The sequence below is a fragment of the Chromobacterium amazonense genome (assembly GCF_001855565.1).
Classification (GTDB): domain Bacteria; phylum Pseudomonadota; class Gammaproteobacteria; order Burkholderiales; family Chromobacteriaceae; genus Chromobacterium; species Chromobacterium amazonense.
The window spans coordinates 27,645-51,778 of sequence record NZ_MKCR01000032.1 but is presented as its reverse complement, the minus strand read 5'-3'; the positions used below and the strand labels follow the sequence as shown (position 1 = coordinate 51,778).

25 protein-coding genes are annotated in these 24,134 nt (G+C 61.8%); 5 read left to right on the top strand and 20 right to left on the bottom strand.

Annotated elements, in window-relative coordinates:
- Positions 1 to 190: 190 nt before the first annotated feature.
- The 6 genes from argS to BI343_RS15685 form a co-directional block, all read right to left on the bottom strand.
- Positions 191 to 1,909 (bottom strand): arginine--tRNA ligase, encoded by a 1,719-nt coding sequence (argS, locus tag BI343_RS15710; protein ID WP_071110405.1) that lies wholly within the window; start codon positions 1,907 to 1,909, stop codon positions 191 to 193.
- Positions 1,910 to 2,053: 144 nt separating this feature from the next.
- Positions 2,054 to 3,100: an MBL fold metallo-hydrolase gene (locus tag BI343_RS15705; RefSeq protein WP_071110404.1), complete on the bottom strand. Its 1,047-nt coding sequence runs from the start codon at positions 3,098 to 3,100 to the stop codon at positions 2,054 to 2,056.
- 104 nt (positions 3,101 to 3,204) lie between these two features.
- Positions 3,205 to 4,653, bottom strand: coding sequence for a DUF3138 family protein (locus BI343_RS15700; RefSeq protein ID WP_071110587.1), 1,449 nt, complete (start codon positions 4,651 to 4,653; stop codon positions 3,205 to 3,207).
- Between the two features lie 52 nt (positions 4,654 to 4,705).
- A complete protein-coding gene (locus tag BI343_RS15695) occupies positions 4,706 to 5,545 on the bottom strand; it encodes an ABC transporter permease subunit (RefSeq protein WP_071110403.1) in 840 nt (279 codons plus the stop codon).
- Positions 5,542 to 6,447, bottom strand: a complete 906-nt coding sequence (locus BI343_RS15690) for an ABC transporter permease subunit (protein WP_139165763.1) — start codon at positions 6,445 to 6,447, stop codon at positions 5,542 to 5,544. Before BI343_RS15690 ends, BI343_RS15695 begins: the two co-directional genes overlap by 4 nt.
- Positions 6,448 to 6,643: 196 nt before the next feature.
- Positions 6,644 to 7,744 carry a polyamine ABC transporter substrate-binding protein gene (locus BI343_RS15685; protein ID WP_043628880.1) on the bottom strand — a complete coding sequence of 367 codons (1,101 nt, stop codon included), beginning with the start codon at positions 7,742 to 7,744 and terminating at the stop codon, positions 6,644 to 6,646.
- A gap of 612 nt (positions 7,745 to 8,356) precedes the next feature.
- On the opposite strand from BI343_RS15685, the gene BI343_RS20080 reads away from it, so the two are divergent.
- Positions 8,357 to 8,521 (top strand): hypothetical protein, encoded by a 165-nt coding sequence (locus BI343_RS20080; RefSeq protein WP_169829026.1) that lies wholly within the window; start codon positions 8,357 to 8,359, stop codon positions 8,519 to 8,521.
- 52 nt (positions 8,522 to 8,573) lie between these two features.
- Here the strand turns inward: BI343_RS20080 and trhP are convergent, their stop codons facing one another.
- From trhP to BI343_RS15650, 7 genes are all read right to left on the bottom strand, one after another.
- Entirely contained in the window at positions 8,574 to 9,920 is a 1,347-nt protein-coding gene (trhP, locus tag BI343_RS15680) for a prephenate-dependent tRNA uridine(34) hydroxylase TrhP (RefSeq protein WP_071110586.1), read from the bottom strand.
- A gap of 24 nt (positions 9,921 to 9,944) precedes the next feature.
- A complete protein-coding gene (locus BI343_RS15675; protein WP_071110401.1) occupies positions 9,945 to 10,364 on the bottom strand; it encodes a hypothetical protein in 420 nt (139 codons plus the stop codon).
- Positions 10,365 to 10,522: 158 nt separating this feature from the next.
- On the bottom strand, positions 10,523 to 10,738 hold the full coding sequence (locus BI343_RS15670) for a hypothetical protein (RefSeq protein ID WP_043628883.1): 216 nt from the start codon (positions 10,736 to 10,738) through the stop codon (positions 10,523 to 10,525).
- A gap of 24 nt (positions 10,739 to 10,762) precedes the next feature.
- Positions 10,763 to 11,590, bottom strand: a complete 828-nt coding sequence (locus BI343_RS15665) for a ferritin-like domain-containing protein (protein WP_071110400.1) — start codon at positions 11,588 to 11,590, stop codon at positions 10,763 to 10,765.
- 27 nt (positions 11,591 to 11,617) lie between these two features.
- A complete protein-coding gene (locus BI343_RS15660) occupies positions 11,618 to 15,520 on the bottom strand; it encodes an ATP-binding protein (protein WP_071110399.1) in 3,903 nt (1,300 codons plus the stop codon).
- A 2-nt stretch (positions 15,521 to 15,522) separates the two neighbouring features.
- Complete coding sequence (locus BI343_RS15655; RefSeq protein WP_189338964.1) at positions 15,523 to 16,254, bottom strand: response regulator; 732 nt, start codon at positions 16,252 to 16,254, stop codon at positions 15,523 to 15,525.
- A gap of 9 nt (positions 16,255 to 16,263) precedes the next feature.
- Positions 16,264 to 17,493: an EAL domain-containing response regulator gene (locus tag BI343_RS15650; protein WP_071110398.1), complete on the bottom strand. Its 1,230-nt coding sequence runs from the start codon at positions 17,491 to 17,493 to the stop codon at positions 16,264 to 16,266.
- Between the two features lie 230 nt (positions 17,494 to 17,723).
- Here BI343_RS15650 and fliW point away from each other — a divergent pair, with 230 nt between their 5' ends.
- Both fliW and BI343_RS15640 read left to right on the top strand, forming a co-directional pair.
- Positions 17,724 to 18,167 (top strand): flagellar assembly protein FliW, encoded by a 444-nt coding sequence (gene fliW / locus BI343_RS15645; protein WP_043628887.1) that lies wholly within the window; start codon positions 17,724 to 17,726, stop codon positions 18,165 to 18,167.
- Entirely contained in the window at positions 18,164 to 18,736 is a 573-nt protein-coding gene (locus BI343_RS15640) for a DNA-3-methyladenine glycosylase I (protein WP_071110397.1), read from the top strand. The genes fliW and BI343_RS15640 overlap by 4 nt, the downstream gene beginning before the upstream one ends.
- Positions 18,737 to 18,894: 158 nt before the next feature.
- Here the strand turns inward: BI343_RS15640 and BI343_RS15635 are convergent, their stop codons facing one another.
- Entirely contained in the window at positions 18,895 to 19,569 is a 675-nt protein-coding gene (locus BI343_RS15635) for a YiaD family glycine zipper/OmpA-like lipoprotein (protein WP_071110396.1), read from the bottom strand.
- A gap of 132 nt (positions 19,570 to 19,701) precedes the next feature.
- Here BI343_RS15635 and BI343_RS20075 point away from each other — a divergent pair, with 132 nt between their 5' ends.
- Complete coding sequence (locus BI343_RS20075) at positions 19,702 to 19,842, top strand: hypothetical protein (protein WP_161793044.1); 141 nt, start codon at positions 19,702 to 19,704, stop codon at positions 19,840 to 19,842.
- A 142-nt stretch (positions 19,843 to 19,984) separates the two neighbouring features.
- Positions 19,985 to 20,452: a single-stranded DNA-binding protein gene (locus tag BI343_RS15630; protein WP_043628890.1), complete on the top strand. Its 468-nt coding sequence runs from the start codon at positions 19,985 to 19,987 to the stop codon at positions 20,450 to 20,452.
- 200 nt (positions 20,453 to 20,652) lie between these two features.
- On the opposite strand, the gene BI343_RS15625 is transcribed toward BI343_RS15630, so the two are convergent.
- The 6 genes from BI343_RS15625 to BI343_RS15600 are packed head-to-tail and all read right to left on the bottom strand — an operon-like array spanning position 20,653 to position 24,114.
- A complete protein-coding gene (locus BI343_RS15625) occupies positions 20,653 to 21,693 on the bottom strand; it encodes an HrpJ domain-containing protein (protein WP_083341010.1) in 1,041 nt (346 codons plus the stop codon).
- A complete protein-coding gene (locus BI343_RS15620; protein WP_071110395.1) occupies positions 21,686 to 22,351 on the bottom strand; it encodes an ATP synthase subunit B family protein in 666 nt (221 codons plus the stop codon). The genes BI343_RS15625 and BI343_RS15620 overlap by 8 nt, the downstream gene beginning before the upstream one ends.
- Complete coding sequence (locus tag BI343_RS15615) at positions 22,348 to 22,902, bottom strand: type III secretion system domain-containing protein (RefSeq protein ID WP_071110584.1); 555 nt, start codon at positions 22,900 to 22,902, stop codon at positions 22,348 to 22,350. Before BI343_RS15615 ends, BI343_RS15620 begins: the two co-directional genes overlap by 4 nt.
- Complete coding sequence (gene sctJ / locus BI343_RS15610) at positions 22,899 to 23,600, bottom strand: type III secretion system inner membrane ring lipoprotein SctJ (protein WP_043627545.1); 702 nt, start codon at positions 23,598 to 23,600, stop codon at positions 22,899 to 22,901. Before sctJ ends, BI343_RS15615 begins: the two co-directional genes overlap by 4 nt.
- Entirely contained in the window at positions 23,597 to 23,848 is a 252-nt protein-coding gene (gene sctI / locus BI343_RS15605; RefSeq protein WP_071110394.1) for a type III secretion system inner rod subunit SctI, read from the bottom strand. Before sctI ends, sctJ begins: the two co-directional genes overlap by 4 nt.
- Entirely contained in the window at positions 23,845 to 24,114 is a 270-nt protein-coding gene (locus BI343_RS15600; RefSeq protein WP_071110393.1) for an EscG/YscG/SsaH family type III secretion system needle protein co-chaperone, read from the bottom strand. Before BI343_RS15600 ends, sctI begins: the two co-directional genes overlap by 4 nt.
- Positions 24,115 to 24,134 lie beyond the last annotated feature (20 nt).

The following is a 24,134-nucleotide window of genomic DNA, read 5'->3' as shown; positions in this document are numbered from 1 at the left end:
ATAAAAAAACCCCACCGGATGCGACTAATGCCGTTCACTTAAGAGAAAAGCACCGTCTCCATGCATGGGAAACGGTGCTTTTTTGTGGATTCCTGTGCTCTCAAGGCCAGAAAAGTCGCCCGAAAATCCTTAAGTGAACGGCATTAACCGGATGCGGCAGGGTTTCTCGCGATGGCCATGGCCTCGGCGCTTACATCGACTCCAGCACCTTGATGCCCAAGAGGTCCAAACCGGTGCGCAAGGTCTTGGCGGTGAGCGCGGCCAGTTGCAGGCGGCTGGCGCGAACCTCGCCCTCGCTCTTCAGGATCGGGCAGGCTTCGTAGAAGCGCGAGAACAGCGTGGCGATGTGGTACAGATACTGCGACAGATAATGCGGATAGCAGCCTTCCACCACCGCGTTCAGCGTGTCCTCGAACTGTGCCAGCGCGGCGGCCAATTGCTTTTCGGCCGGTTCGGTGATCACGATCTTGGCGTTGGCGTCGTAGTCCTCCGCCTTGCGGAACACGCTCTGCACGCGGGTGTAGGCGTATTGCAGATACGGAGCGGTGTTGCCCTCGAACGCCAGCATGGTGTCCCAGTTGAAGATGTAATCGCTCATGCGGTTCTTGGATAGATCGGCATACTTCACCGCGCCGATGCCCACCGCGTTGGCGATTTCGCGCTTCTGCTCGTCGGACAGGTCAGGGTTTTTCTCAGACACCAGCGCGTAAGCGCGCTCCTCGGCTTCATGCAGCAGCTCGATCAGCTTGACAGTGCCGCCGGAACGGGTCTTGAACGGCTTGCCGTCGTCGCCCATCATCACGCCGAAACCCACGTGCTCCAGCTTCATGCCTTCCGGCGCGAAACCGGCCTTGCGGCAGATGGTGAACATCTGGGCGAAGTGCTGGCTCTGGCGCGCGTCCACCACGTAGATCACGCGGTCCAGCTTCAGCTCGCGATGGCGGTAACGCACCGCGCCGATGTCGGTGGTGGTGTAGATGAAGCCGCCGTCCTTCTTCTGCACGATCACGCCCATCGGCTTGTCTTCCTGGGTGCGGAATTCCTCCAGGAACACCACCTGCGCGCCATCGTCCTCGGTCAGCAGGCCCTTCTCGCGCAGTTCCTGCACGATGATAGGCAGGTCGTCGTTATACGACGATTCGCCGCGCACGTGCTCGCGCTTCAGGCCGACGTTCAGCTTCTCGTATACCTCTTCGCAATGCTTCAGCGACACGTCGACAAATTGGCGCCACAGCTTCAGCACTTCTTCATCGCCGCCTTGCAGCTTCACCACGTAATCGCGGGCGGTGTTGGCGAAGTCCTCGCTCTCGTCGAAGCGGATCTTGGCGTTGCGGTAGAAGGTTTCCAGGTCGGACAGCTGCAGATCGGCGTCGCCGGCGTGGCTGGTTTCCACCAGGTAGGCCACCAGCATGCCGAACTGGGTGCCCCAGTCGCCCACGTGGTTGGCGCGGACCACATCATGGCCCACGTATTCCATCACGCGCGCCAGCGCGTCGCCGATGATGGACGAGCGCAAATGGCCGACGTGCATTTCCTTGGCCAGGTTAGGCGAGGAATATTCCACCATCACGCGCAGCGGCTTCACCGGCGCGATGCCCAGCTTGTCGTCTTTCAGGGCGGCTTCGCTTCGTCGGGACAGATATTCAGGGGCTAGATGAATATTGATGAAACCCGGACCGGCGATTTCCACCTTGTCGGCGATGCCGGCAAGATCCAGCGCGGCCACGACCTTTTCGGCCAGGGCGCGCGGGTTGGTCTTCAGCGCTTTGGCTGCGCCCATGACGCCGTTGGCCTGGTAGTCGCCGAATTCCGGCTTGGAAGCCGGCTGGACCACGGCAGGCGCATCAGGGGCGCCAGCCGCTGCCAGCGCCGCCTGTACCCGTTCGTTGATCAGTTGATGAATAGTCATTAGATAGCCCCACGAATTGCCGCGAAAACGAAAATCTGCCTTCGCTTTTGAAAAATAACTGGATTTTGATTGTATTCGCCCAGGCCGGTGCGGGCAATGCTTGATCCACCTTGAGGCGCCGGCAATTGCCCTTCTTTTGATCCTTTACGGCTTTTCGCTGCCTATCGGCTGGTCCAGCCAGACGGTCTCGCCCAAGGCCGGCACGCTGAAATCAGCCGGCGCGACGCCATGCCGGCGCAAGGCTTGGGCCAGATCCAGCGGCGGCTGATGCAGCGGCTCATCGGTCAGGACAAAGGTGCCCCAATGCACCGCCAGCGCCCGCTTCGGGCGCAGAATGCGGAAAATCTCCACCGCCTCGTCCGGATTGATGTGCTGCGGCGCCAGAAACCAGCGCGGCTGGTAGGCGCCGATGGGCAGCAGCGCCAAATCGACCTCGCCCAGATACTCGGCAACGCGCGCGAAAAGCTCGGGATGATACCCGGTATCGCCCGGATACCAAAGCTGGACGCCGCCGCCCTTTACCGCGAAGCCGCCCCACAGGGCGCGGTTGCGGTCACCCCAGGCCCAGCGTTTGCTCCAGTGCTGCGCTGGCGTCAACGTCAACTCAACCTCGCCATGTCGATGACGCTGCCACCAGTCCATCTCAACGATGCGCTCCGCCTGGGCGCCCGCGCGCAGCAGGGTCGGCCCCACGCCCAAAGGCACCACAAACAACGGAGCGCCGCCCGGCTGAGCCGCCAAACGGCTCAGGGTAGGAAAATCAAGGTGGTCATAATGATTGTGCGTGACCATCACCAGGTCGATGCGCGGCAAATCCGGCAAAGCCATGGCGGGCGGCAGCAGACGCTTCGGCCCCATCCATTGCACCGGCGAGGCGCGCGGCGACCAGACCGGGTCCAGCAACATATTCATTCCAGCCAGCTGAATCAGCCCGCTGGCGTGGCCTATCCAGGTATAGGACGGCCGTTCGCGATTGGCCGCCAACGCAGCGACATCCGGCGCGACGCGGTGAATGTCCTGCAGGCGATGTTCCACCTGCAGCCGCCGGCGCTGCCAGTTCCAGCGCGCCAGATCAACAAAACGCGGTTGCTGGAAAGGATAGAGGTTGCGGTAGCCATCCGGGCCGTGATGGCCGCGGAAAGCGTCGGGACGATAGCGCGGCAGCGGCCAGCGCAGCAGATCAAGCAGCATGAATAAAGGCAGTTTTCCGGAATGATGCAGGCATTCTGCCGCAAGCTTGGCAAATTAAAAAGCGGCGGGACTGGCCCGCCGCCGCTGGAAAACCGATGCCGCGCTCAGAAGGTGTAGACCGCCTGGGCGCCGATCAGGTCATTGCTCTTGCGATAGCTGCCGTCGTTGCGCAGGAAGACGCTTTCGCTGGCCCAATCGTGACGGTATTCCAGCTTCAGCGTCAGCTGATCGGTGGGGAAGAACAGCAAGTCCGCCGTCAAAGCCTGACGGTTGGCGCCCTTGCAATCGGACGATCCGCTAGCGAGGCAAGCGGCGGATACACCGAAGCCATTCACACCATCGACTCCATTACTACCTAAAGCAATCCCGCCGCCGCCGCCGCCGTTCTTGCTGTTGTTCAGATAGTCGTAACGCAAAGTGGCGCCCATCTTACCGACGGTCTCGGTCATCCATTTGCGGTGGCCCAGCAGGGAGGCGCCGTACCACACGGCATTGCCGCCATTCCAAGCGGCGCGCTGCTGCTGGCCGTAATCCAGTTCGGCGTTGTACTGGATATCCCCCAAGGTGTAGCTGGCATCGGCCTCGGTGAAGAAATAGTTGCTGTAAGGCCCCGGCGCAGTGCCTTGATAACCGTAGCCGCTGCCGGTAGTGGTCGATGGGAGCGTTTGCCTGCCCCCATTCATTGACATGCCAAGATCCAGCGCACTGCTCCAGGTGTAATCGACGCGGGCGGTGGCGGTAGGCGTATTGTTGCTGCGCGTGCCGTTGAACGCCTGGTTGTTGGCATGCGTGCGGTACTGCTCATTGGCCAGCAGGAACTTCCACGCCCAAACGTCGTGGCTCCAGGCGAAGCCCGCGCCGACATAGCTGCCAGGATCGCTGAAGTCGTACAGCAGGCCGTGGGTCAGGGTCACCATCTGGTTGGACTGCTGCACCTCGTAGCCGCCGAAGCTGTTCATCAGGCCGGCATTGAAAGTCCAGGTGTCGGTCAACGGGAAGTTGATCACGGCGGTATTGATGATGTTGTTGCCGCTGCCGCCATCCAGCAAGGTGTTGCCGGAGCCGCGGTTGGGCATGATGGTGATTTCGGCGCTGGGCGCGGTGGGACCGACGCCGAAGGTCTTCTTGATGTCCAGATAGACGTCGCCGAAGGTGCTGTTGCTGTAAGCGTAAGTATTCTGGTGGTTCAGAAACTGGAAACCGGCGCTGTTAGGCGCGCGGTTGTAGATATAGGTGGGATCCAGATAGCCTGTGATGCTCAAGCCGGCCAACGGCCCATCGGTTGCCGCCGTATTGAGCTTGTCCACCTTCAGCTCCATATTGGCCACGCGCTCCTTCAGTTCCGCTTTGGCGTCCTCGTCGGCCGCGGCAGCCTCCCCCGCCGGCTTAGCGGCTGAAGCAGAAGCCGCCTCCACCGCCTTTTGCAGCTCGGCCATCTGCTGCTGCAGTTTTTGCATCTGCGCCTTCAGCCGGACGATCTCGTCCGTCTTGGCATCGGCCATCGCCACGCCGGGCAGCGCGGCGATCAATGCGCTGATCAGAACCTTCTTCATCATCATTTCTCCTTGTGCTGCACTGCTGTTGTTGTTTACATCGCAACCCTGCTCAGCCGTTGGCAAAGGCCAATCGCATCTCTTTCTCGCGCTTGCGCGTCATCGCGCCCATATAGATATTGGCGGCGACCACACCCACCGACACCAGCGCAATGAATAAAGTGGCCAGCGCGTTCATTTCCGGATTCAGACCCAGCCGCACGCGGGAGAAGATCACCATGGGCAAGGTGGTGGAACCTGGGCCGGACAGGAAGGCGGTCAGCACCAGATCGTCCAGCGATAGCGTGAACGACAACAGCCAGCCGGATACCAGCGCCTGCGAGATCAGCGGCAGCGTGATGACGAAAAACACTTTCAACGGCCGCGCGCCCAGGTCCATCGCCGCCTCTTCCAACGACAGATTCAGTTCCCGCACCCGCGACTGCACCACGATGGTGACGTAAGACACGCACAGCATCACGTGGCCGATCCAGATGGTGAATACTCCCCTGCCCTCCGGCCACCCCAGGCTTTGCTCCATCGCCACGAACAGCAGCAGCAGCGATATACCCTGGATCACTTCCGGAATCACCAGCGGCGCGTTGATCATGCCGGTGAATAGCGCAAACAGCCGGAATCGGCCGAAACGCCCCAGCACGAAGCCGGCCCAGGTACCCATCACCACCGATGCCGTCGCCGTCATCAGCGCGATCTTCAGGCTGAGCCAGGCGGCATTGATCAGCTCATCGTCCTCCAGCAAGGCGGCGTACCACTTGAAAGAAAACCCCGACCACAGCGTCACCAGTTTGGACTCGTTGAACGAGTAGATCACCAGCAGCGCGATGGGCAAGTACAGAAAGGTGTAGCCGAGTCCCAGCACCAGAAAGGACAAGGGTTTGCTTGGCTTGATCATTTCGCCTCCTCCATCGTCTTGACCTGGTAATGCTGGAACAGCGCCATCGGCACCAACAACAGCAGCACCATGCAGCAGGTCACCGTGGCGGCCATCGGCCAGTCATTGTTGCTGAAGAACTCTTCCCACATCACGCGGCCTATCATCAGCGTGTCCGAGCCGCCCAACAGCTCCGGAATCACGTACTCGCCCACCGCCGGGATGAACACCAGGAGACTGCCGGCGACGATGCCGTTCTTCGACAAAGGCAGCGTCACCTGCCAAAACGCGCGCCAAGGCTTGGCGCCCAGGTCGTAGGCGGCTTCCAGCAGCGTCAGATCCATCTTCACCAAGTGGGCGTACAGCGGCATGATCATGAACGGCAGGTAGGAGAACACCATGCCGATGTAGACTCCCCAGTTGGTGTGATACAGATGCAGCGGGCTATCGATCACCCCCAGCCATAGCAGGAACTGGTTGAGAAAACCGTCGTTCTTCAGAATGCCGATCCAGGCGTAAACCCGAATCAGATACGAGGTCCAGAACGGCAGCATCACCATCATCATCAGCGTGTTGCGCGTCGCGCCCTCTGCCCGCGCGATGTAATAGGCCATCGGATAGCCGATCAGCAGACACAGCACGGTGGAGAAGAACGCCATCTTCACCGAGCTGACATAGGTGGCGAAATACAGGTCGTCGGTGAACATGAAACGGTAATGGCTCAGGTTGAGCGCAACCGTGTAGACGTCGTTTTCCAGCTTGGTCAGCGGCGTGTAAGGCGGGATGCCCAGCTGCTGCTGGGAGAAACTGATGCCCACCACCAGCAGGAAGGGCAACAGGAAAAACACGAACAGGAACAGGAAAGGCACGGCGATCGCCGTTGTCCTGCCCGATGGCAACCATTTCAGATCCGGTAGTTTCATGGCAGCACCACAACGCCCGAGGCGTTTGAACATTGCGTCCCCATCGGCGAAGGGCCTTCGCCGACACCATCAGACCACCCGACACCGGGCGGACAATGTCCCACGGCTGTCCGGCCGTCCCGGCCAGGCCGGGCAGCGGACTATTGTTGTGTGATCCAGACACGAGCCGGATGGCGGCACCCGGCTCATGACAGGCTTAGCGCCCTGTCTTCAGCTGCGTCCACAGCCGGTTCTGCAGGCGGGTGATGTCCGCCGGCAACGGCTTGAGCAGGAACAAGGTTTTCATCACCGATTCCGGCGGGTAGATGGTCGGATCATTGGCGATTTCCGGCTTGACGAACTTGCGCGCCGCCGCGTTGACCGTCGGGTAGAACACCTCGTCGGTAATCGCCGCGTTGACCTCAGGCGTCTCGATGTAGTTGATCCACTTGAGCGCGGCCTCCGGGTGCGGCGCATCCTTCGGGATCACCATCACGTCGAACCAGATCGGCGCGCCGGACTTGGGGATCACGTAACCCAGCTGATAGGAACGCTTGGCCTCGGCCGCGCGGTGCTTGGCGATGTTGACGTCGCCGGACCAGCCCAGCGCCAGACAGATGTCGCCATTGGCCAGGTCGTTGATGTAGCCGGACGAGTTGAACTGGGTGATGTAGGGGCGGATCTTCTTCAGCGCCTCGAACGCCGCCTGGTAATCGGCCGGGTTCTTGCTGTTCGGGTCCTTGCCCAAATGGTGCAAGGTCACGGCGAACACATCGTTGGCCTGATCCAGCACCGACACGCCGCAGTCTTTCAGCTTGGACACGTATTTGGGATCGAACAGGATGTCCCAGCTGTCCAGCGGGGCGTTGTTGCCCAGGATGGCCTTGACCTTGGTGAAATTGTAACCCAGGCCGTCGGTGCCATAGGCCCACGGCACGCCATGCGCGTTGCCCGGATCGGCGTCGACGATCTTGGCCATCAGCGACTTGTCCAGATTGGCCAGATTGGGCAGCTTGGACTTGTCCAGCTTCTGGTAGATGCCGGCTTCGATCTGCCTGGCCATGAAATTGGAAGTGGGCACCACGATGTCGTAGCCGGCGCGGCCGGTCAACATCTTGGCTTGCAAGGTGTCATCGCTGTCGTAGACATCGTATTTCACCTTGATGCCGGTCTGCTTTTCAAAGCCGGGGATGGTGGACTTGGCGATGTAATCGGACCAGTTGTAGACGTTAAGCGACTTATCGTCAGCCAAGACGCCGGTTGCCGGCAGCAGCATCAGCAAGGAATACAGAACTTTGTGAACCAGTTTCTTCTTCATGACAGGCTTCCTAAGTAGCACAACCATAAATGCTCCCGCCGATGACGGGAGATCCCGAGGAACTGCATTCTTCATTGCGTCGTCTGCCCATTGCGCTGGCGTGGCCGCGCAGACGGCGGCATTAAGCCAACATACACCCAAGGCAGGCGAAGGTAATATGCTCAAGCGTTACGGCATGTAACCCGAATTCACCGCGCTCACAAAACCACTGCATCCCGCGCTGGCAGGCCTTGGCTTGCCCGCGCGCAGTCAGCATCGGCCTTGCTTCAGGCGCGCTGCGAGGCGTTGTCAGCGGTTTGACTTCGGAATAAATGGATGAACGGAACGGTTCAGAAAGAAGCGGGCGGGCTATGCAGGAAACGAGGCGGCGAGTGAAGCGCCAACGCGGGGGAACCGGCGCTGCAGGATGGGGAACAGTCAGGCCAAGGGCGGGCTGCTTGCTTCATGGTTTCCTCTCTCTCGCTCCAATATGCGATGGTAGCGTTTAATAAATTTGACGCCATATTTTTTATGTAACTACTTTTTAATCAGGTTTACGCAGAGTTGCAATAGAAAAGCCAGTGGCTTCACAAAAAAATCAACACACTGTCTATTTGTTGCCAACTAGCGTTTATGATCATCAACGCCGCGATGATCTATCGGCCTAAGCGCGAGCTTGGCCGGCCTTTGATTCAAGACATTATCATCAACGAAACTCGATCAGGAAATCGCTGGCTTTCCCGGCGGCGCCGCAACCAACCATCCCGCAACACCGACGCAACACCTGCTGCCGGTTGATAAAGCAAAAAGGCTGCCAGCGGCAGCCTTTAAATGCGAAAAACAGCGGCAATCACAACAGGCGGGTGATCAGGGCCTTGTGGTCATAGCCGGCAAAACCGGGAATCCGCACCTGCATGCCGTTGCCGGCAGCCACTTGCACCGACTCGCCATTGCGCATCATCCGCGCCAGTTCGATGATGCGGTTGCCGGACGGATGGATCACCTCCAGCTTGTCGCCGACGGCGAACTTATTCTTCACCTCCACCAGCGCCCAGCCTTCGGCATCCACTTCGATCACATCGCCGACATACTGGCTCTGTTTGGCCTTGGAGTGCCCGGTCAGGTAGTTCTGGTAATCCTGGCTCTGGTGCCGCTCAAGAAAACCCGGGGTATAGCCGCGGTTGGCCAGGCCATCCAGATCGGACAGCAGGCTCAGGTCGAACGGACGGCCGGCGACGGCGTCGTCGATCGCCTTGCGGTAAACCTGGGCGGCGCGCGCCACATAGTACAAACTCTTGGTGCGGCCTTCGATCTTCAGCGAATCCACGCCGATCTTGACCAGCTTCTCCACCTGCTCCACGGCGCGCAGGTCCTTGGAGTTCATGATGTAGGTGCCGTGCTCGTCCTCGATGATGGGCATCAGCTCGCCGGGGCGGCTGCCCTCTTCGATCAGATAAGTCTTGTCCGCCAAGGGGTGGCGCTGCTGGCTGCCGCAGGACGAGAAATTCTGGTTGGCTTCTTCCAGCGCCTTGTTGAAGTCGAACTGGATCACCTGCACGTCGCCGGCGTCGTCGCCCTGCGTGTCATGCACTTTGTAGTCCCAGCGGCAAGCATTGGTGCAGGTGCCTTGATTCGGATCGCGGTGGTTGAAATAACCAGACAGCAGGCAACGGCCGGAGTACGCGATGCACAATGCACCATGAACGAACACTTCCAGCTCCATGTCGGGGCATTCCTGGCGGATTTCCGCAATCTCGTCCAGGGACAGCTCGCGCGACAGGATGATGCGCGACACGCCCAGCTTCTGCCAGAACTTGACGCCCATGTAGTTGACGGTATTGGCCTGCACCGACAGGTGGATGGGCACTTCCGGCCACTTCTCGCGCACCATCATGATCAGGCCCGGGTCGGCCATGATCAGCGCGTCCGGCTTCATGGCGATCACGGGCTCCATGTCGGCCATATAGGTCTTGATCTTGCTGTTGTGCGGCAGGATGTTGCTGGCGACGAAGAACAGCTTGCCGCGGGCGTGGGCCTCGTCTATGCCCTGCTTCAGTTCTTCCAGCTTGAAATCGTTGTTGCGCGCGCGCAGGCTGTAGCGCGGTTGGCCGGCGTACACGGCGTCGGCGCCGAAATCATAGGCGGCGCGCATCTTGTCCAGCGTGCCGGCCGGCAGCAGCAATTCGGGGGCTTTGATCATTGGGTGATGACTTCTTGGTATTCAGTTGAGCAGGCAGGAAACCGGCAACGGCTTGCGGTCCGGCTTGACGAAAGCCTTGCGGGCCGAGTCTGCGGCCAGGCGTTCGGACGAGTAATGCTGCTCCAGCACGGCCTTGGCGTCCTGAGCCAAGTCTCGACAGCTGTCCAGAAAAGCCTGCCAGTCTTCCATCAGCGCCGGATCGGACTCCACCCGGCTATAGGCGATGGCCAGCAGCGCCATCGTCAGCGTGTGGTTGTACTTGGTCGCCGCGCCATTGGCCATGGCGAAACGCGACAGCGCATGCGCGCAACGCGCAGCCGCCTCAGGCGCCGGATACTCCCGGCGATAGCCCCAGGCTGCGTACAGGTGGGCTTGATGATTGAAATCCGATGCTGCCAGCGCATTGGCTTCCAGCTTACGCAGGAATACCTGGTGCTCCATGGTGCAGACGCTCCGCAAGTGCAAAAAACGACAGGCCCCGCACCATAGCGGAGCCTGTTTGAGGCTTATTCGGCCGCGATTATGCGCGGGTGGGCATTCAGCGTCAAGCCCGCCTGACGCATCGCCGCAACTTTAAGCCGCTGTTTTTTAAAGCCGTTTTATTTTCGTGGTTTTTGCAACAACGCCGCCAAAGCCAGCAACTGCCCCGCCATGGCAAGCAATAGCAGCATTGGACACAGCAGTCGCAGCAGCAGGCTTTCCGTCTCGCCGCCGCGCCATAGCACGGACATCGCCATGAATAACAAAGTGGAAGCCAGCAACATGGCAATGCCGAACTTGCGATTGCTGCGCAGGCGAATGAACAGGTTTTTCATCTTAAAGATATCCGGATAAAAAAGTCAGGCATCGGCCGGCTGCTCGCCCAGCCGGGCCAGCGCCGCCAATTCATCGGCGAAGAAACCCGCGGCTTCGCGCGCGGGCAGATTGTAGTCGCCGGGATGCAGTTGCATCGCGTACTCATCAAGTAGACGGCGAAAAGCCGCCTGCGGTTCCAGTCCGCGCTGCCGGCATAGTTCGCAGAACCAGCGGTTGCCGATCTGCACATGGCCGATTTCGTCGCGCAGGATGATGTCCAGCACGGCAACGCTGGCCGCATCGCCGATGGCGGCCAGCCGCCGCTGAATGCCCGGCGTCACGTCCAGCCCACGCGCCTCCAGCACTCTGGGCACCAGGGCCATGCGGATCATCGCGTCGTGATCGGTCTTGCGCGTCATCGTCCACAGGCCGTCATGCGCCGGAAAATCGCCATAGGCGAAACCCAGCTCCCGCAACCGGCCCTGCAGCAGCCGGAAATGGCCGGCCTCCTCCGCCGCCACCCGCAGCCAGTCGTCGACGAAGCCGTCCGGCATGTCGCGAAAACGCCAAGCCGCGTCCAGCGCCAGATTGACGGCATTGAATTCGATGTGGGCGATGGCGTGCAGCAAAGCGCCATGCCCCTGACGGGTTGAAAGTCCGCGCCGCGGCACCTTGGCGGGATGGACCAGCTCGGGCCGTTCCGGCCGCCCCGCCTCCGGCAAGGCATAGGGCGGATCTGCCGCCAGGCGGGCCAGCGAGCCGGCGCGCCAATCCTGGAAAAGCCGTTCGGCAAGCAACAGCTTTTCCTCGACGTGGCGGCACAACAGCGCCTGCTCCAGCAAGGGATAAAGCGATACGGTTGAGTGCGTCATGCCGCGGATTTTAAGCGCCGCGCGTCCTCAGGCCAAGTCTGCCTCGGCTTGGGCGGTCAGCCAATCACCGAAACGCGCCAGTTCCTCGTCGAACTTCAGCATCGCCTGATGCGCCAATTCGACATTGCGGTCCTTGCCGGCTTTTTCCACGGCCTCCGCCGCCGCGCCCAGGTCATTGGCGCCGACCATGCGGCTGGCGCCCTTGATCCGGTGGGCGGCAAACCCGATCTTGTCCGGATCCCGGCTTTGCAGCGCCTCGCGCAAGGCCGTCACGTCATCCTGGTTGCCCGTCTGGAATTCACGCAAGATTTCCAGCTCCATGCTCAAATCGCCGTTGCTGTAGACCTGCAGCACGCTGCGGTCGATCGGCGCAGAGAGGCTATCCGCCTCAGCATGCGCGTCTGCCGGCCGTGCTGGCTGGGGCAAGGGCTCCATATCGGCCTCCGGCGGCACCCCAGAGTCGCCGCCAGACCGCATCCATTTGCTCAAGGTCGATTGCAGGGCGTGAATGGACAAGGGCTTGGTGAGGAAGTCGTCCATGCCGGCCTCGCGCGTCTTGTCCACCTCCTCTTTCGCGGCGTTGGCAGTGCAGGCGACAATGGGGATACGGCCGCACTCGGGATGCGACGCCTCATAGGCGCGCACCAGCCTGGCCAGTTGATAGCCGTCTATGCCAGGCATGTGGCAATCCGTCAGAATCAGGGAATATCTCCCTGCCAGCCACTTGCTGAAGGCGCGATCGCCATCCTCGGCCCAATCGGCTGGATAACCGAGCTTCTCCAGCTGTTTCAGCGTCAGTTTGCGGTTGGTCGGATTGTCCTCGGCAAACAGAATGGGATAACCCTGCTCGACACCGGCAGACCCACCGCCGCTGGCAAGGGGGGCGGAAACCGGCTCCAAAGGCACCCGCTGCTCCGGCAGCACCACCGGATCTACCTGCTCGGCCAGCCATTCCAGCTCCAGCAGCAGGCGGGCGCAACTGCCCTTGCCTAGCTCGCTTTCCATTTCCACATGCCCGCCCATCAAGCCGGCAAGCCGCCGGCAGATGGCCAGCCCCAAGCCGGTGCCGCCAAAACGCCTGGTTGTTTCGGAGTCCGCCTGGGTGAATGGCTGGAACAGCTTGCTCAACTGCTCCTGCGACATGCCGATGCCGGTGTCTTCGACTTCAAATGCCAGCACCTGATAATTGGCGACGGTATCCATCACCTTCACCCGGATGTCCACTTTTCCGCCGGAGGTGAACTTGATGGCGTTGCTGATGAAGTTCTGCAAGACCTGCCGCACCCGCAACGGGTCCATCACCAGCGTCGGCGCCAGCTTGTCGTCCAGCGTCAGCGTCAGCGCCAAGCCTTTCTTGTTGGCATTCTCCTGATACAAGCTGCGCAGGCTGTCCATGAACGGGCGTACCGCGGTCCGGGCCGGAACGATCTCCATCCGATCCGCCTCAATCTTGGAAAAATCAAGGATATCGTCGATCAGCCTGAGCAAGGTATTGGCAGAGTCTTGTATGGTGGACACGGTATCGCGCTGCTCCGCGTCCAGCGGCGTCATCGCCAGCAACTCCAGCATGCCGAGCACGCCGTTCATAGGCGTGCGGATCTCGTGGCTCATCGTGGCGAGGAAGGCGCTCTTGGCGCGGTTGGCGGCATTGGCCTGGTCGCGCGCCATGCGCAGCTCGAACTCCGCCATCTTGCGTTCGGTGATGTCCAAACAGGCCAGGATGATCACCGACTCGGCGGCGTCCGGGAACAACAGCTGCCCCTCGAACAGGACCCAGATCGGCCGGCCGGTGCCGGTCAGACACTCCAGCTCGCAGTGGATGCGCGCGTTTTCCTGCTGCATCTTGGACATCTGCTCGGCCAGCTCGTACCAGCCATGCTCGGAAGCCAGCAATTCCATCAGGTGCATGCCGGACAAGCCATATCCGTCGCCGACATCGAAAATGCTTTCCGCGGTGAGGTTGGCGCGGGTGATCTGGAAGTGTTCGTTCAAGCGCAGCAGCCCCACCGGCGATGCCGAGTACACCGCCTCCTCCTCTTGCAACACCGCGCGCAATTGGGCCTCAGACAGCTTGCGGCGATCCTCCTCGGCGTAAAAGCCGAGGATATTGGCGTAGGCGCCCAGCAAGGGCAGGATGCTGATGCCCAGCTGCGACAGCGTTGGCCGCATCAGGCACACCCCCGCGGCCACCTCGCCGGCCAGCATCACCGGCAAGGACACCCAGGACGGTTGCGCCGACAAGCTGCGGAACAGGGCCGGCAACGGCGCTTCGGCCATCGACAATTGCTGTATCGGCGGCAGGAAATCTGGCCATTCACCGGCCTGCAAACGCAGGGACTCGTCGCTGTTGTCCAAGGCGGACCAGGCCACCAAGACACACTGTTCGGAATGCGTGAAATCCAGGAAAGTATCGTGCAAACGCGCCAACACCGCCTCGCGCGATGAGCGGGAAAGCAGCAAAGCCTCGATTTCCGAAATGACCGACAGCAAGGCGACGCTGCGCTCCAGCGATGCCTCGGCCAGCCTGCGCTTGTGCTCGTCCCGCACGATCAAGATGTGCAAAGGACGGTTCTCCCCGTCCTGATAGCGATCTATCGTCAGCAAGGCGTGAAAATGCTCGCCTCCGCTGCCCATTCCCTCCACCTGGAGCGACCGCCCCTCCTGGATTTCCAGGGCGGACAACACGGAATGCAACTCATCGTTCATCACGAATAGTTGCTTGGCGGGCATGCCAGCCAACATGCTCATCGAGTAGCCGAACATTCTTCTCGCGCCCTCGTTGGCCATTTCGATGGCGCCGTTCTGATTGATCACCAGCATCGCATCGCCGGATACGTCGAGCATGCGCTGCAGAAAATCCAGCGGCTTGAGCACCTTGCGCACCATCACGTAGAGGAGGAAGCCCAGCAACACGATTTCCGCCAAGGCGAACAAACCGGCCCGCAGCAATTCCCGCTTGGCATCGGACAGACTAGACTGGGCGGCGGCGGCGGTATGGCCGGAGACATCCTGCAATATCTGCGAAAACGCCTCCGTCAACTGATCCAGATTGCGGGTAAAGTTGGTGGCCTGAGCGAATTGCAAACGGCCATCCAATTGATCCAGCTGCAATTGGGCCAACAATTGCTGCCGCTGGGCCACCATCGCCAACGAGGTGAATTGAGCCGACAAACGCTGATCCTGCACGCTGTCCACTCGGGGCCTGAGCTTGTCCAAGGTCAGCATCCCGGCAGCCAAACGGCGCGCCAAGTCCTCCTCCACATGCCGGTCCAGCCTGTGCCCCAACATCGTGCGCAATACCAGCGCCTGGGCATTGGCCCGCAGCCAATACGCGGACATCCACAAATCCTGCCGCAACCACACCAGATTATTGATGCGCGGATCGCCGCTCGCCGCCATGGCAACCACCGCGTCGCTCAGCAAATGCTGCACCTGCTCCTGAATATCGCGCGTTTCTTCATACAACCGGGTTGTCAACGCTTCGTTGGGGCCTGTGCGGGCGCGCCAGGTTTCGCCAGCCAAAGCGCGCAACTGCTGGAACTGACGGAGGGTCTGCTGCAGATAGATCAATTTTTCCTCGATCCGGCCGTTCTGCCTCTTGCGCAGAGACGCCGCCAGGGCTAGATAACCCTCGTCCACCCGCCGGCTCAGCTGGTCCAGCCGGTTTTGCTGGTCCACGGTAGGCGGCTTGCCCAGCAGCAAGGCGCGCAGTTGTCCGCTTTCGCTCAGCTGCGCTTCGGCAAAGCGGTAAAGCAGATCGGCATCGCCGCTCCATTCGCTCAACTGGCTGGCTTGCTGATATTGCCCCCAAGACGTGATCTGCAGTTGCGACATGACGCCAATTTGCAGCATGCCCAGCAACAGGACGATGACCAACACGCTGCGACCGATCGCGCTTGCTTGACTATGCTGCGGCCGAATCCGGGTCATGGCTAGCTTCTCACAACCGGCTGGGCCACTGACTCCGGATTGTCCAATACGAAAATCTGTGCGACGCCATAACGCTCGGAGTAATCCTTCAATACCGACAACTGATTGGCGGAGATGGTGGCGCCGCGCGGCAACAGCAAATGTCCGGACCGGCTGCGCAGGTCGCGCGTCAGTAACGCGCCTGGCTTGACCTTATCCAGAGTTAGGCAGCTCTCTTCCGGCTCATCATGGGCGATGGGCGCCCTCGTCTCGAACAGCCGGCCAAACACTTTCTTGTCATAATCCGTGCCCGTGGAGATGTGATAGTAGCTGAATGGATCGATTTCCGGCCGCGCCCGCTGCAATGCCGTCTGGATCGCCTTTTCCACATCCGCAGGCTTGGGCGGCTTGACGACGAAGCCATCGGCGTGCAGCTGGCTGGCCATCACCACATTGCTGCGGTCCGCATGGCCGGATAAAAAGACAAAAGGGAGATTGGAAACATTGGCGGTATGGCCGCAACGCAGCTCCTTGAGCAAATCCATGCCATTCATAGGCTGCATTTGCACATCGCACAAAATGATGTCGACCATGCGGATATCCAACATCCGCATCGCGGCGGTGCCATCTGCGGCCTGATAAATATGGTCCTGCCGGATACCCATGCTCTGCAAGGCCTGCGAAATCAGCGTGCGCACCAAGGTCTGGTCATCGACGATCAAAATGCGCAAACGGACCAAATCGACCGAAATCATCGCGTCTCCTCAAATAACGGATACCGCGCCATCCGCTGCAGAACTGCTTCCCCAGATGCTTCTGGTTGCCGCGACCAACTCGTCTTCCGGTATGGCCACGCCCAGAAACTGCCCCATTCCGCTAGCGCAACCAAGCGATTGCGCCAACGCCAGGCTCTCTTCATTATCGATGCGCGTCGCGCAAACTGCGGCTTGCGACAAGCCGAAATAACGCAAAAGGCGAAAAGCGCCCGCATCTTCTCCCAGCAATGTCCGCATCCAACGCAAGGTTTCCACCGGCACATTCAGCTGGTCGAATGGAAACTTGAACAAATTGCTCACCGCGAGCGCGCCCTGCCCGAACTCTCCCGCAAGCAAGCGAAATCCCAGATAGCGAACTTTGGCGATATTCTCGAAGCATACCGCGTCCGCGCGCCTGCCCAAGCCATCGGTCAATTCAAAGCCGATGCGCCGGGCCGCGACGCCATATTGCTGCAACGCCATATAGCAATGGTCGAATACGTTTTCCGCGCGCAGGCAGGCTTCATCGATCTGCACGCTGATTGGGCACTCGGCGAAAGACGTCTGCCTAGCGATGTCCGCCAGCAGCTTGGCTATCCGCTCCACCGCCGTTTCCAGCAAGACAGCCGACGCCATCCTCCGGCCGGCCAGCCGCGAAAACAGATAGTCCATCGGATAACGCCTGCCATTCTGGACCAATCCAGCCAGGTGAAAACCAGTGAGCTTGCGCTCCGCCAGCGTAAGCACCGGCGCAAACTCCAGCCGATAGTCGTCCTCGCCTATCATCGACAATAACTGCTCGATATCCAAGGGATGCAGTGGAAGCCGCCTTTCCATTTCGTTGAAGATATCGTCGAGCGTGGCGACGAAGGCTTCCGCCGAATAGGGTTTGGTCAGAAATCGGGTGCAAGACATGCCCAGCGCGCTGGACATGTCGGCGATGGTTTGCAACATTTTGCCGTCGTAGCCGGAAATGATCAGCAATGCGGACTGGTAACCGAGCTGCGCCACGTTTTTGATAAAATCGATGCCGTTCATGCCGGGCATGCCGATATCGGTGATCACCAGGTCATAGCCGCCTTCCACCAGGCTCCGCAGCGCCTCGGCCGGATCGCTGAACTCATCTATCTCCACCGCGAAACGGCTGAAGAAGCTGGCTTGGCGCGAGATCAGCTTGCGCAATACCAATTGGTCATCGAGTATCAAGAACCGCTTTGGCTTGAGCTCCATGCTGATCATCCCCTTCCAGGCAACACCGCAGCCGCCTCAACGCCATGCACTCGGCCTCAGCCAGCTTATTAAGAGGCTTCTCTGCGCAGCAACACCGCCTTCGCCCGCGCTACGACATCCGGGTAACTTTTCGCCGCGCAATACCATGTATAGGCTGACATGCCAGACAGCACAAGCGGGCATCCACCTGCGCTATCATGACGCTGTCGGCACCTTCCCCCCTTCCGCCAGGAGAACCCATGCGCTTCGACTCCAAGCAGCTCGGCACCGTTGAGGTAGACGAAAGCACCGTCATCACCTTCCCCCAAGGCATACCCGCTCTGGAAAACTGCACCCGCTTCAAACTGTTCCACGACATTACCCAAGCGCTGCCGCAAGTTTACTGGCTGCAATCGCTGGACGATCCCGGCATCACTTTCTGCCTGACGCAGCCGGAACGTTTAGGCGTTCGCTTCCAGATTGAGCTATCGGACGACGAGGTGGCCCAGCTGCAACTGCAAGGGCCGCAGGACGTAGCCATCCTGCTGATGCTTTACCGGCCGCTGGATCTGGAGCGCGACGCCCATCCCGCACTGGGCCCGCTGCAGGCCAATCTGCGCAATCCGCTGCTAATCGGCCTATCCTCGCGCCACGGCATCCAGAAAAACGGCCTAATGATGGATGTGCTGCTCCATACACCATGAACACTTCCAAACGATGCCCATGGTGCGGCGACGATGCTTTATATACCGCCTACCACGATGAAGAATGGGGGCGTCCCGAACGGAACGACCGCAAGCTGTATGAAATGCTGGTGCTGGAAGGTGCCCAGGCCGGACTGTCCTGGATCACCATCTTGCGCAAGCGCGAAGGCTACCGCGCCGCCTTCCATGGTTTCGACCCGGCACTCGTGGCGGCGATGACCGACGATGACGTAGAACGGTTGATGCAGAATCCCGCCATCGTGCGCAACCGGCTGAAAATCCGCAGCGCCATCCGCAACGCCAAAGTGTTTCTGCGGATGCGGCAGGAGCACGGCAGCTTCGCAAACTGGCTGTGGGCCCACGTCGATGGGCAGCCCATCGTCAACCGCTGGAGAAGCCACGCCGAATGCCCCGCCTCGACCGAGCTATCCGACCGCATCAGCAAGGCGTTGAAACAGGCCGGCATGAACTTCGTCGGCAGCACGGTGATCTATGCCTACCTGCAGGCCTGCGGCGTGGTCAACGACCATCTGCTGGACTGCCATTGGCACCCGGACCAAGCGGGCTGAATTCGAAAACTGACCGTGGCATGGCGTCTTAGTGCATCGCATCGGCGGCATTCATGAATGAAAAAAACCGCCGGCGACAAACGTCACTGACGGTTTGAAAACGGCTGCCGCGGCGAGTCTTGCTTGAATAAGCTGACGCCTCCCGCCAGACAGACGGCTTACTTCTGTTGCGGGGCCGGCTCAGCCACAAAGATCTCCACGCGACGGTTCATCGCGCGGCCGGACACGGTGCCATTGTCCGCCACCGGCTCCCGCGAACCGCGGCCGTCGATGGCGATACGGCCGCTGGCCACGCCGCGCGACACCAGATAGTCCTGCGTAGCCTTGGCGCGGTTGATCGACAAGGGGCCGTTGATCGCATCGCTGCCGGTGCTGTCGGTATGGCCGATGATGCTCACCGTGGTCACCGGGTTCTGCTTGAGGGTGGCGGCCAGCTTGTCCAATACCGGCTTCAGGCTGGGCTTCAACGCGTATTTGCCGGAATCAAACGAAGCATCGCTGGGGATGTTGATCTTCAAGCGATTGTCGGCGGTCTGGCTGACATCGATGCCGGTGCCCTTGGTCGCCTGCTCCATCGCCTCTTTCTGCTTCTGCATATGCTGCGACCACAAGTAGCCGCTGCCCGCGCCTATCAAGCCGCCGATGGCCGCGCCGGTGGCCGCGCTGCGGCCGGTATGCCCGCCGGCGGTCAGGGCGCCGATAGCCGCGCCCACGCCGGCGCCAATCGCCGCGCCGCCGCCCACGCCCTTTTGGGTATCGCTCATATTGGCGCAACCGCCCAGGCCCGCCAGGCTAGCGGCTACCAAAGTAGACACCATCGCGTTCTTGATCATGCTTTCATCCTTTTCATGCTGATTGCGAAGAGACCGCCTTTGGCGCGGCAGGTTCCCGACACCGCGCCATCACGCGCCGCGCGGCTTGCGGTAATATCGTAGTTTGCCATCCCAGCATCGGCATGTCGCGCCGTGCCACGCAAGGGCATCGATGGCGGCGCGAAAGCCATCGTTCTGATCGATACCAAAGCAGGCGCGATTGCCGTGTATAATACCGCCCAATCGTTCGGCCCGCGCCCGGTCTACCGCATGACGGTCGATCTGGCCTTTTGACCTGCGCAATCATGAAACGGCGCGCCGGTTTGGATAGCATGGTCGAACCCGCTGGCGAGCGGCCACCTCGCCCTCCCCGCGCAAGACAGGGCCGCTCTCAGGCGGCGCAGGCCAAGCAGTATGAACTTATCCGGAGAATTGAATGAACAGCATCACCTTTGACGGCCGCCTGGCCGCCGACGCCGAACTGCGCTACACCCCGAGCGGCGAGCCCGTTCTGTCGTTCCGCGTGGCCAGCGACATCGGCTTCGGCGAGCGCAAGAGCACCAACTGGTTCAGCTGCCAGGTATGGGGCAAGCGCGGTGAGTCGCTGAAGAACTACCTGGCCAAAGGCCAGCAAGTCACCGTCTACGGCCAGCTGACGCTGCGTGAGTGGCAAGACAAGGACGGCAACAAGCGTCTGTCCCCGGACGTGCGCGTCAACGAACTGAGCCTGCAGGGCGGCCGCAGCGAAATGGGCGCGTCCTCCGGCGGCATGGGCGGCGGCATGGAAGAAAGCTACGGCTACAACGCCCCGGCCCCGCGCCAGGAAGCCCCGGCCGCGCCGCGCCGCCAAGAGCCGAAGCCGGCTCCGCGCATGGACGACATGGACGACGATATTCCGTTTTAACCAGAACCATAGGTTAGGCTGTTAAATTAGACCGAAAAAACTCAGTGCAATCAGTAGATTGCGCTTTGTTTTTTCGGTCTCTTCCAATTGGGGCAGGCAAAACCTTGGCGCTTCAGCCTTTTGCTCGGGAAAGGGTTGACCAAGCACCGCCTTGGCTCAGCAACGGCAGCTCAAACGGCCTTGGTCAACTGTTCACACCCTCAGTCCAGGCTGCGATCCCGCAGCTCGGCAATCGCGTCCTCCAGTTGCGTTTTCTGCTCGGCGTCGCCAAAGCAATCGTCCGCCAGCAGCTGCACCAAACGCCCCAAGGCGTGGGCCACTCGGTAGCGCTGGCCATCCGGCAGCGGCGGCAGCGCTTCCGCCACGCTGTCGGCATTGACCCAAACCTGCTCCACCAGCGTCACCACACTGGCCAACAGGGCTTCGCCGCGCAGTTCCGGCAGGGCCAGGGCTGCGGCGGCCTGGTCGCAGTGCGCTTCCAGCCCGAGAATGCGCAGCAGTTGCTTGAGATCGCCGATGACGGCGGCGAGATGGCTGCCGACGATAGGCTGCCCGCTAGCCGATAGTTCATAGGACAACACGCGCAGCATGACGCGGAGCTTGCGCTGCCGCCCTTCGCGCTCGCCCAGCGCTTCCAGCCATTGCGACAGTTTCTGCTTGGGCGCGCTGGCGCGATGGTAAAGGCGGGTCAATTCCTGGCGCAGCGCCGGCGTGGGCGCACCGTACTCCAACGCGCCGAACAGCGAAAGCGCCAACGTATCGTCTTCTGCCAGGCTGGCCAGCGCCTCCTCCAATCGACGGCGCAGCCTCGGGTCCGGTTTGCCCCGCGCCAGCCATGCCGCAAGCTGCAAGGCGGCGCGGCCGGGGTCCGGGGTTTGCGACTGCAAGGCTACCAGCAGTTGCGGCGCGCGCAGCCAGTCTTGCGGGCCGGACAGCAGGCTGTCCAAGTCCGCCGCCTCTACCGCGGCCAATTCCGCCACCAGTTTTTGCATCAATACCCGGCCCCGCACATTGTCCTGCCCGGCCGACCCGCGCTTGGTGTCGCGCAGCCTGCCGCCCAAGGCGAAGCCCAGGTCCTCCTGGGTTTCCGCCAGCGCGTCGCTTTCAAATTCGAGCAATTCCGCCTGCGCCTGCGCCAGCACCGATTCGGTTGGGGCGGCGCGGTCATGACGCGCGGTCGCCAGATTGTCTTCGACATTGCCCAGCGCGCCGCCGGGGTTGATCTGATCCAGTCTAAGCATGCGCTACCCTCTCCGGCTCTCCCGCCAGTTGTTGCAATACCCTGGCCTGGTGCGCGGGCTCGTCCAGATGGATGCGCACCAGCCCGTTGTCCAGCCTGGCCTGACCGGACGCCAGGCCGGAATCGGCCATCACCTTGACTTCCGGCGCGCTTGCCCAGGCGCGGGCGGCCGCGGCCAGCGCGGAGGGCGCCACGCACAGCGTGACGCGGCCGCGCGGCAGTAATTCGGCCACCTTGCGCTCCACTCGGCGCAGCAACAGCTGGTTCTGGTCGCTTTGCCCCAGCAACTCTTCCAGTACGCGGGCGGTGAGCGTCCGCCAGCGCTGCGCCAGCTCGCGGGCGATCAATTGCTCCATTTCCTGTTCGCAGCACAGCCATTGCACGGCTTCGTCCACGGCCTCGTCGCGCGCCTGGCGGCGGATGGCGGCGGCATCCTGACTGGCGGCCTCGCGCAAGGCTTCGGCTTCGCGTCGCGCCTGCTCCAGCTCTGCCTGAGCCTGGAGGCGGAGCGCCTCGGCTTCCTCGCGCGCGGCGGCATGCAGCCGCTCCAATGCGCCGGCCAGATCCCGCCGCGTCTCCAACTCCGCGGCGCGGATCACGCAGCCTGTCGGCAGCGGGCCGGGCAACGTGGCCACGGCCAGATTCATCGGGTTGTTCATAACCACCTCAACAGCTTCTGCAGCACCGGCTCCACGGGCTGCGGCGGCGCCAATAAGGCAGATGGCGGCCACAGCAGCCGGCATAGACGCAGCGCCGGGGCCGCAGCATCCGCCAGCCAGGCGGCGCCGATCTCGCCGGCCCGGCCCGGCAGCGTGGCCGGCGTCAGATCGGCGCGCGCGCTCTCCAATGGCAGCAGTGCCTGCAACTGCGCTAGCGCCCTGCCGTCCAGCCTGTTGGATAGCGCCTCGCGATACGGCTTGAGCAAGACATAGTCTGGGCAGCGCAATGCCCAAAGACCCAAGGCCATGGACAAGGCCTCGCGCCGCGCGTCATCGGCCAGCAGTGGCTCGGCGAGCGCGGACAGCGGCGGCGCCGCGCCAGCCTGGCCCAGCCGGCTGGCGATCAAATCGTCCAGCGGCGGGCGCAGCAAGGGCTGCTGCGCGTAAGGCTCGCGCCAGGACGCAAGATCCAGCGCCGCCCACCAGGCGGCATCCATCTCTTGTCCAGGCTGATGCCATAGCGCATGCAAGCGCCGCCGCGCCGGGTTCATGCGGCGGCTCCCGGCCGACGGCGCCGCCATATCGCCACGGCGGCGCATACGCCCAGCAGGGCCGTCCCGCCTGCCGCGGCGATGGCCGGCCATGGCGTCTGCCGCGCGACGGGCGCCGGCGGCAGGTAGCGGTATTCGGCGCGCTGCAGCGTCAGCGTGATGCGATCCGGCGCCAGCCCCGGGATGCCGTCGCGCACCAAGGCGCGGATTTCGGCCTCGCGCGCCGGCAGGTTGATCTCCGGGCTGTACTTGATGAACACCGCGGCGGATGAGGGCGCCGGCGCCTCGCCATCGACGGCGCGCGGCTCGGCCACCGACACCTCGGCCGTGATCACGCCGTCCATGCTGCCCAGCATCTTCTCCAGCTGCTGGCTCTTGAGATAGTTGAGCTTGGCCTCTTCCTGGGCGGGCGAGGACACCAGCTGGCCGCTGGGGAACAGGTTCTGCATGGTCACCGTCTTGCGCTTGGGCAGGCCGTTCTGGCGCAGCACCTCGACGGCGTCGACGAAGCGGTCCTCTTCCACCCGCAGCGAGACGCCGTCCTTGCCCACCTGTTTATCCGCCGGGATCTTGTTGTAGATGAGCAGGGCCAGCATCTGATTGGCCTCGGTTTCGTCCAGCTTGCTGTACAGCTCGCTCTTGCAACCGGCCAACAGCGGCAAGGCGAGCAACAGCAGGACCCATGGCGAGGTTTTCATTGCATGTTCACCAGCTTGTTGATCGACTGGGTCAGCGACCCGGCCACCTTGGCCGTCAGTTCGGTGCCGACCGCCAGTTCATTGAACGCGCTTTGCGCGGCGAACAAGGCGCCGGGCTCGTCGGCGGCCTTGGGGTTGTTCAAGAGCTCCGCGAAGCGTTGCTGCGCCGACTGGCTCGGCTGAGCCGGCTCGGCCTCGCCCAGGGGAGCGATGGCGGCCAGGGCATGGGTGATGGCTTCGATAGTCATGATTCGGACTCCTTTGAGGAAGACTTCAGCAAAGCGCGCAGCGGGGCGCAATCGTCATCCGGCAGGCCAGCGAGCTTGGCCGCGGCGGCGCTATGGCGGCCCAGGCCAAACAGCAGCAGGGCTTCGCAACGCGCCAGTTGGTCGGCATCGTCCAGCCAGTCCGGCAGCGCGGCCAGGATGTCGTGCATTTCGGCGCGCAAGCCGTGATTGACGGCGGCAAAGCCGGCCTCGACGATGGTGCGCGCGATGGGGTGTGAGGCATTCATGGGTCTTCTCCTGATTCAGC

Excerpts from the sequence above, each read along its gene's own strand:
- argS (WP_071110405.1), bottom strand. The coding sequence starts at position 1,909 with ATGACTATTCATCAACTGATCAACGAACGGGTACAGGCGGCGCTGGCA.
- BI343_RS15705 (WP_071110404.1), bottom strand. The coding sequence starts at position 3,100 with ATGCTGCTTGATCTGCTGCGCTGGCCGCTGCCGCGCTATCGTCCCGAC.
- BI343_RS15700 (WP_071110587.1), bottom strand. The coding sequence starts at position 4,653 with ATGAAGAAGGTTCTGATCAGCGCATTGATCGCCGCGCTGCCCGGCGTG.
- BI343_RS15695 (WP_071110403.1), bottom strand. The coding sequence starts at position 5,545 with ATGATCAAGCCAAGCAAACCCTTGTCCTTTCTGGTGCTGGGACTCGGC.
- BI343_RS15690 (WP_139165763.1), bottom strand. The coding sequence starts at position 6,447 with ATGAAACTACCGGATCTGAAATGGTTGCCATCGGGCAGGACAACGGCG.
- BI343_RS15685 (WP_043628880.1), bottom strand. The coding sequence starts at position 7,744 with ATGAAGAAGAAACTGGTTCACAAAGTTCTGTATTCCTTGCTGATGCTG.
- BI343_RS20080 (WP_169829026.1), top strand. The coding sequence starts at position 8,357 with ATGATCATCAACGCCGCGATGATCTATCGGCCTAAGCGCGAGCTTGGC.
- BI343_RS15675 (WP_071110401.1), bottom strand. The coding sequence starts at position 10,364 with ATGGAGCACCAGGTATTCCTGCGTAAGCTGGAAGCCAATGCGCTGGCA.
- BI343_RS15670 (WP_043628883.1), bottom strand. The coding sequence starts at position 10,738 with ATGAAAAACCTGTTCATTCGCCTGCGCAGCAATCGCAAGTTCGGCATT.
- BI343_RS15665 (WP_071110400.1), bottom strand. The coding sequence starts at position 11,590 with ATGACGCACTCAACCGTATCGCTTTATCCCTTGCTGGAGCAGGCGCTG.
- BI343_RS15660 (WP_071110399.1), bottom strand. The coding sequence starts at position 15,520 with ATGACCCGGATTCGGCCGCAGCATAGTCAAGCAAGCGCGATCGGTCGC.
- BI343_RS15655 (WP_189338964.1), bottom strand. The coding sequence starts at position 16,254 with ATGATTTCGGTCGATTTGGTCCGTTTGCGCATTTTGATCGTCGATGAC.
- BI343_RS15650 (WP_071110398.1), bottom strand. The coding sequence starts at position 17,493 with ATGATCAGCATGGAGCTCAAGCCAAAGCGGTTCTTGATACTCGATGAC.
- fliW (WP_043628887.1), top strand. The coding sequence starts at position 17,724 with ATGCGCTTCGACTCCAAGCAGCTCGGCACCGTTGAGGTAGACGAAAGC.
- BI343_RS15640 (WP_071110397.1), top strand. The coding sequence starts at position 18,164 with ATGAACACTTCCAAACGATGCCCATGGTGCGGCGACGATGCTTTATAT.
- BI343_RS15635 (WP_071110396.1), bottom strand. The coding sequence starts at position 19,569 with ATGATCAAGAACGCGATGGTGTCTACTTTGGTAGCCGCTAGCCTGGCG.
- BI343_RS15630 (WP_043628890.1), top strand. The coding sequence starts at position 19,985 with ATGAACAGCATCACCTTTGACGGCCGCCTGGCCGCCGACGCCGAACTG.
- BI343_RS15625 (WP_083341010.1), bottom strand. The coding sequence starts at position 21,693 with ATGCTTAGACTGGATCAGATCAACCCCGGCGGCGCGCTGGGCAATGTC.
- BI343_RS15620 (WP_071110395.1), bottom strand. The coding sequence starts at position 22,351 with ATGAACAACCCGATGAATCTGGCCGTGGCCACGTTGCCCGGCCCGCTG.
- BI343_RS15615 (WP_071110584.1), bottom strand. The coding sequence starts at position 22,902 with ATGAACCCGGCGCGGCGGCGCTTGCATGCGCTATGGCATCAGCCTGGA.
- sctJ (WP_043627545.1), bottom strand. The coding sequence starts at position 23,600 with ATGAAAACCTCGCCATGGGTCCTGCTGTTGCTCGCCTTGCCGCTGTTG.
- sctI (WP_071110394.1), bottom strand. The coding sequence starts at position 23,848 with ATGACTATCGAAGCCATCACCCATGCCCTGGCCGCCATCGCTCCCCTG.
- BI343_RS15600 (WP_071110393.1), bottom strand. The coding sequence starts at position 24,114 with ATGAATGCCTCACACCCCATCGCGCGCACCATCGTCGAGGCCGGCTTT.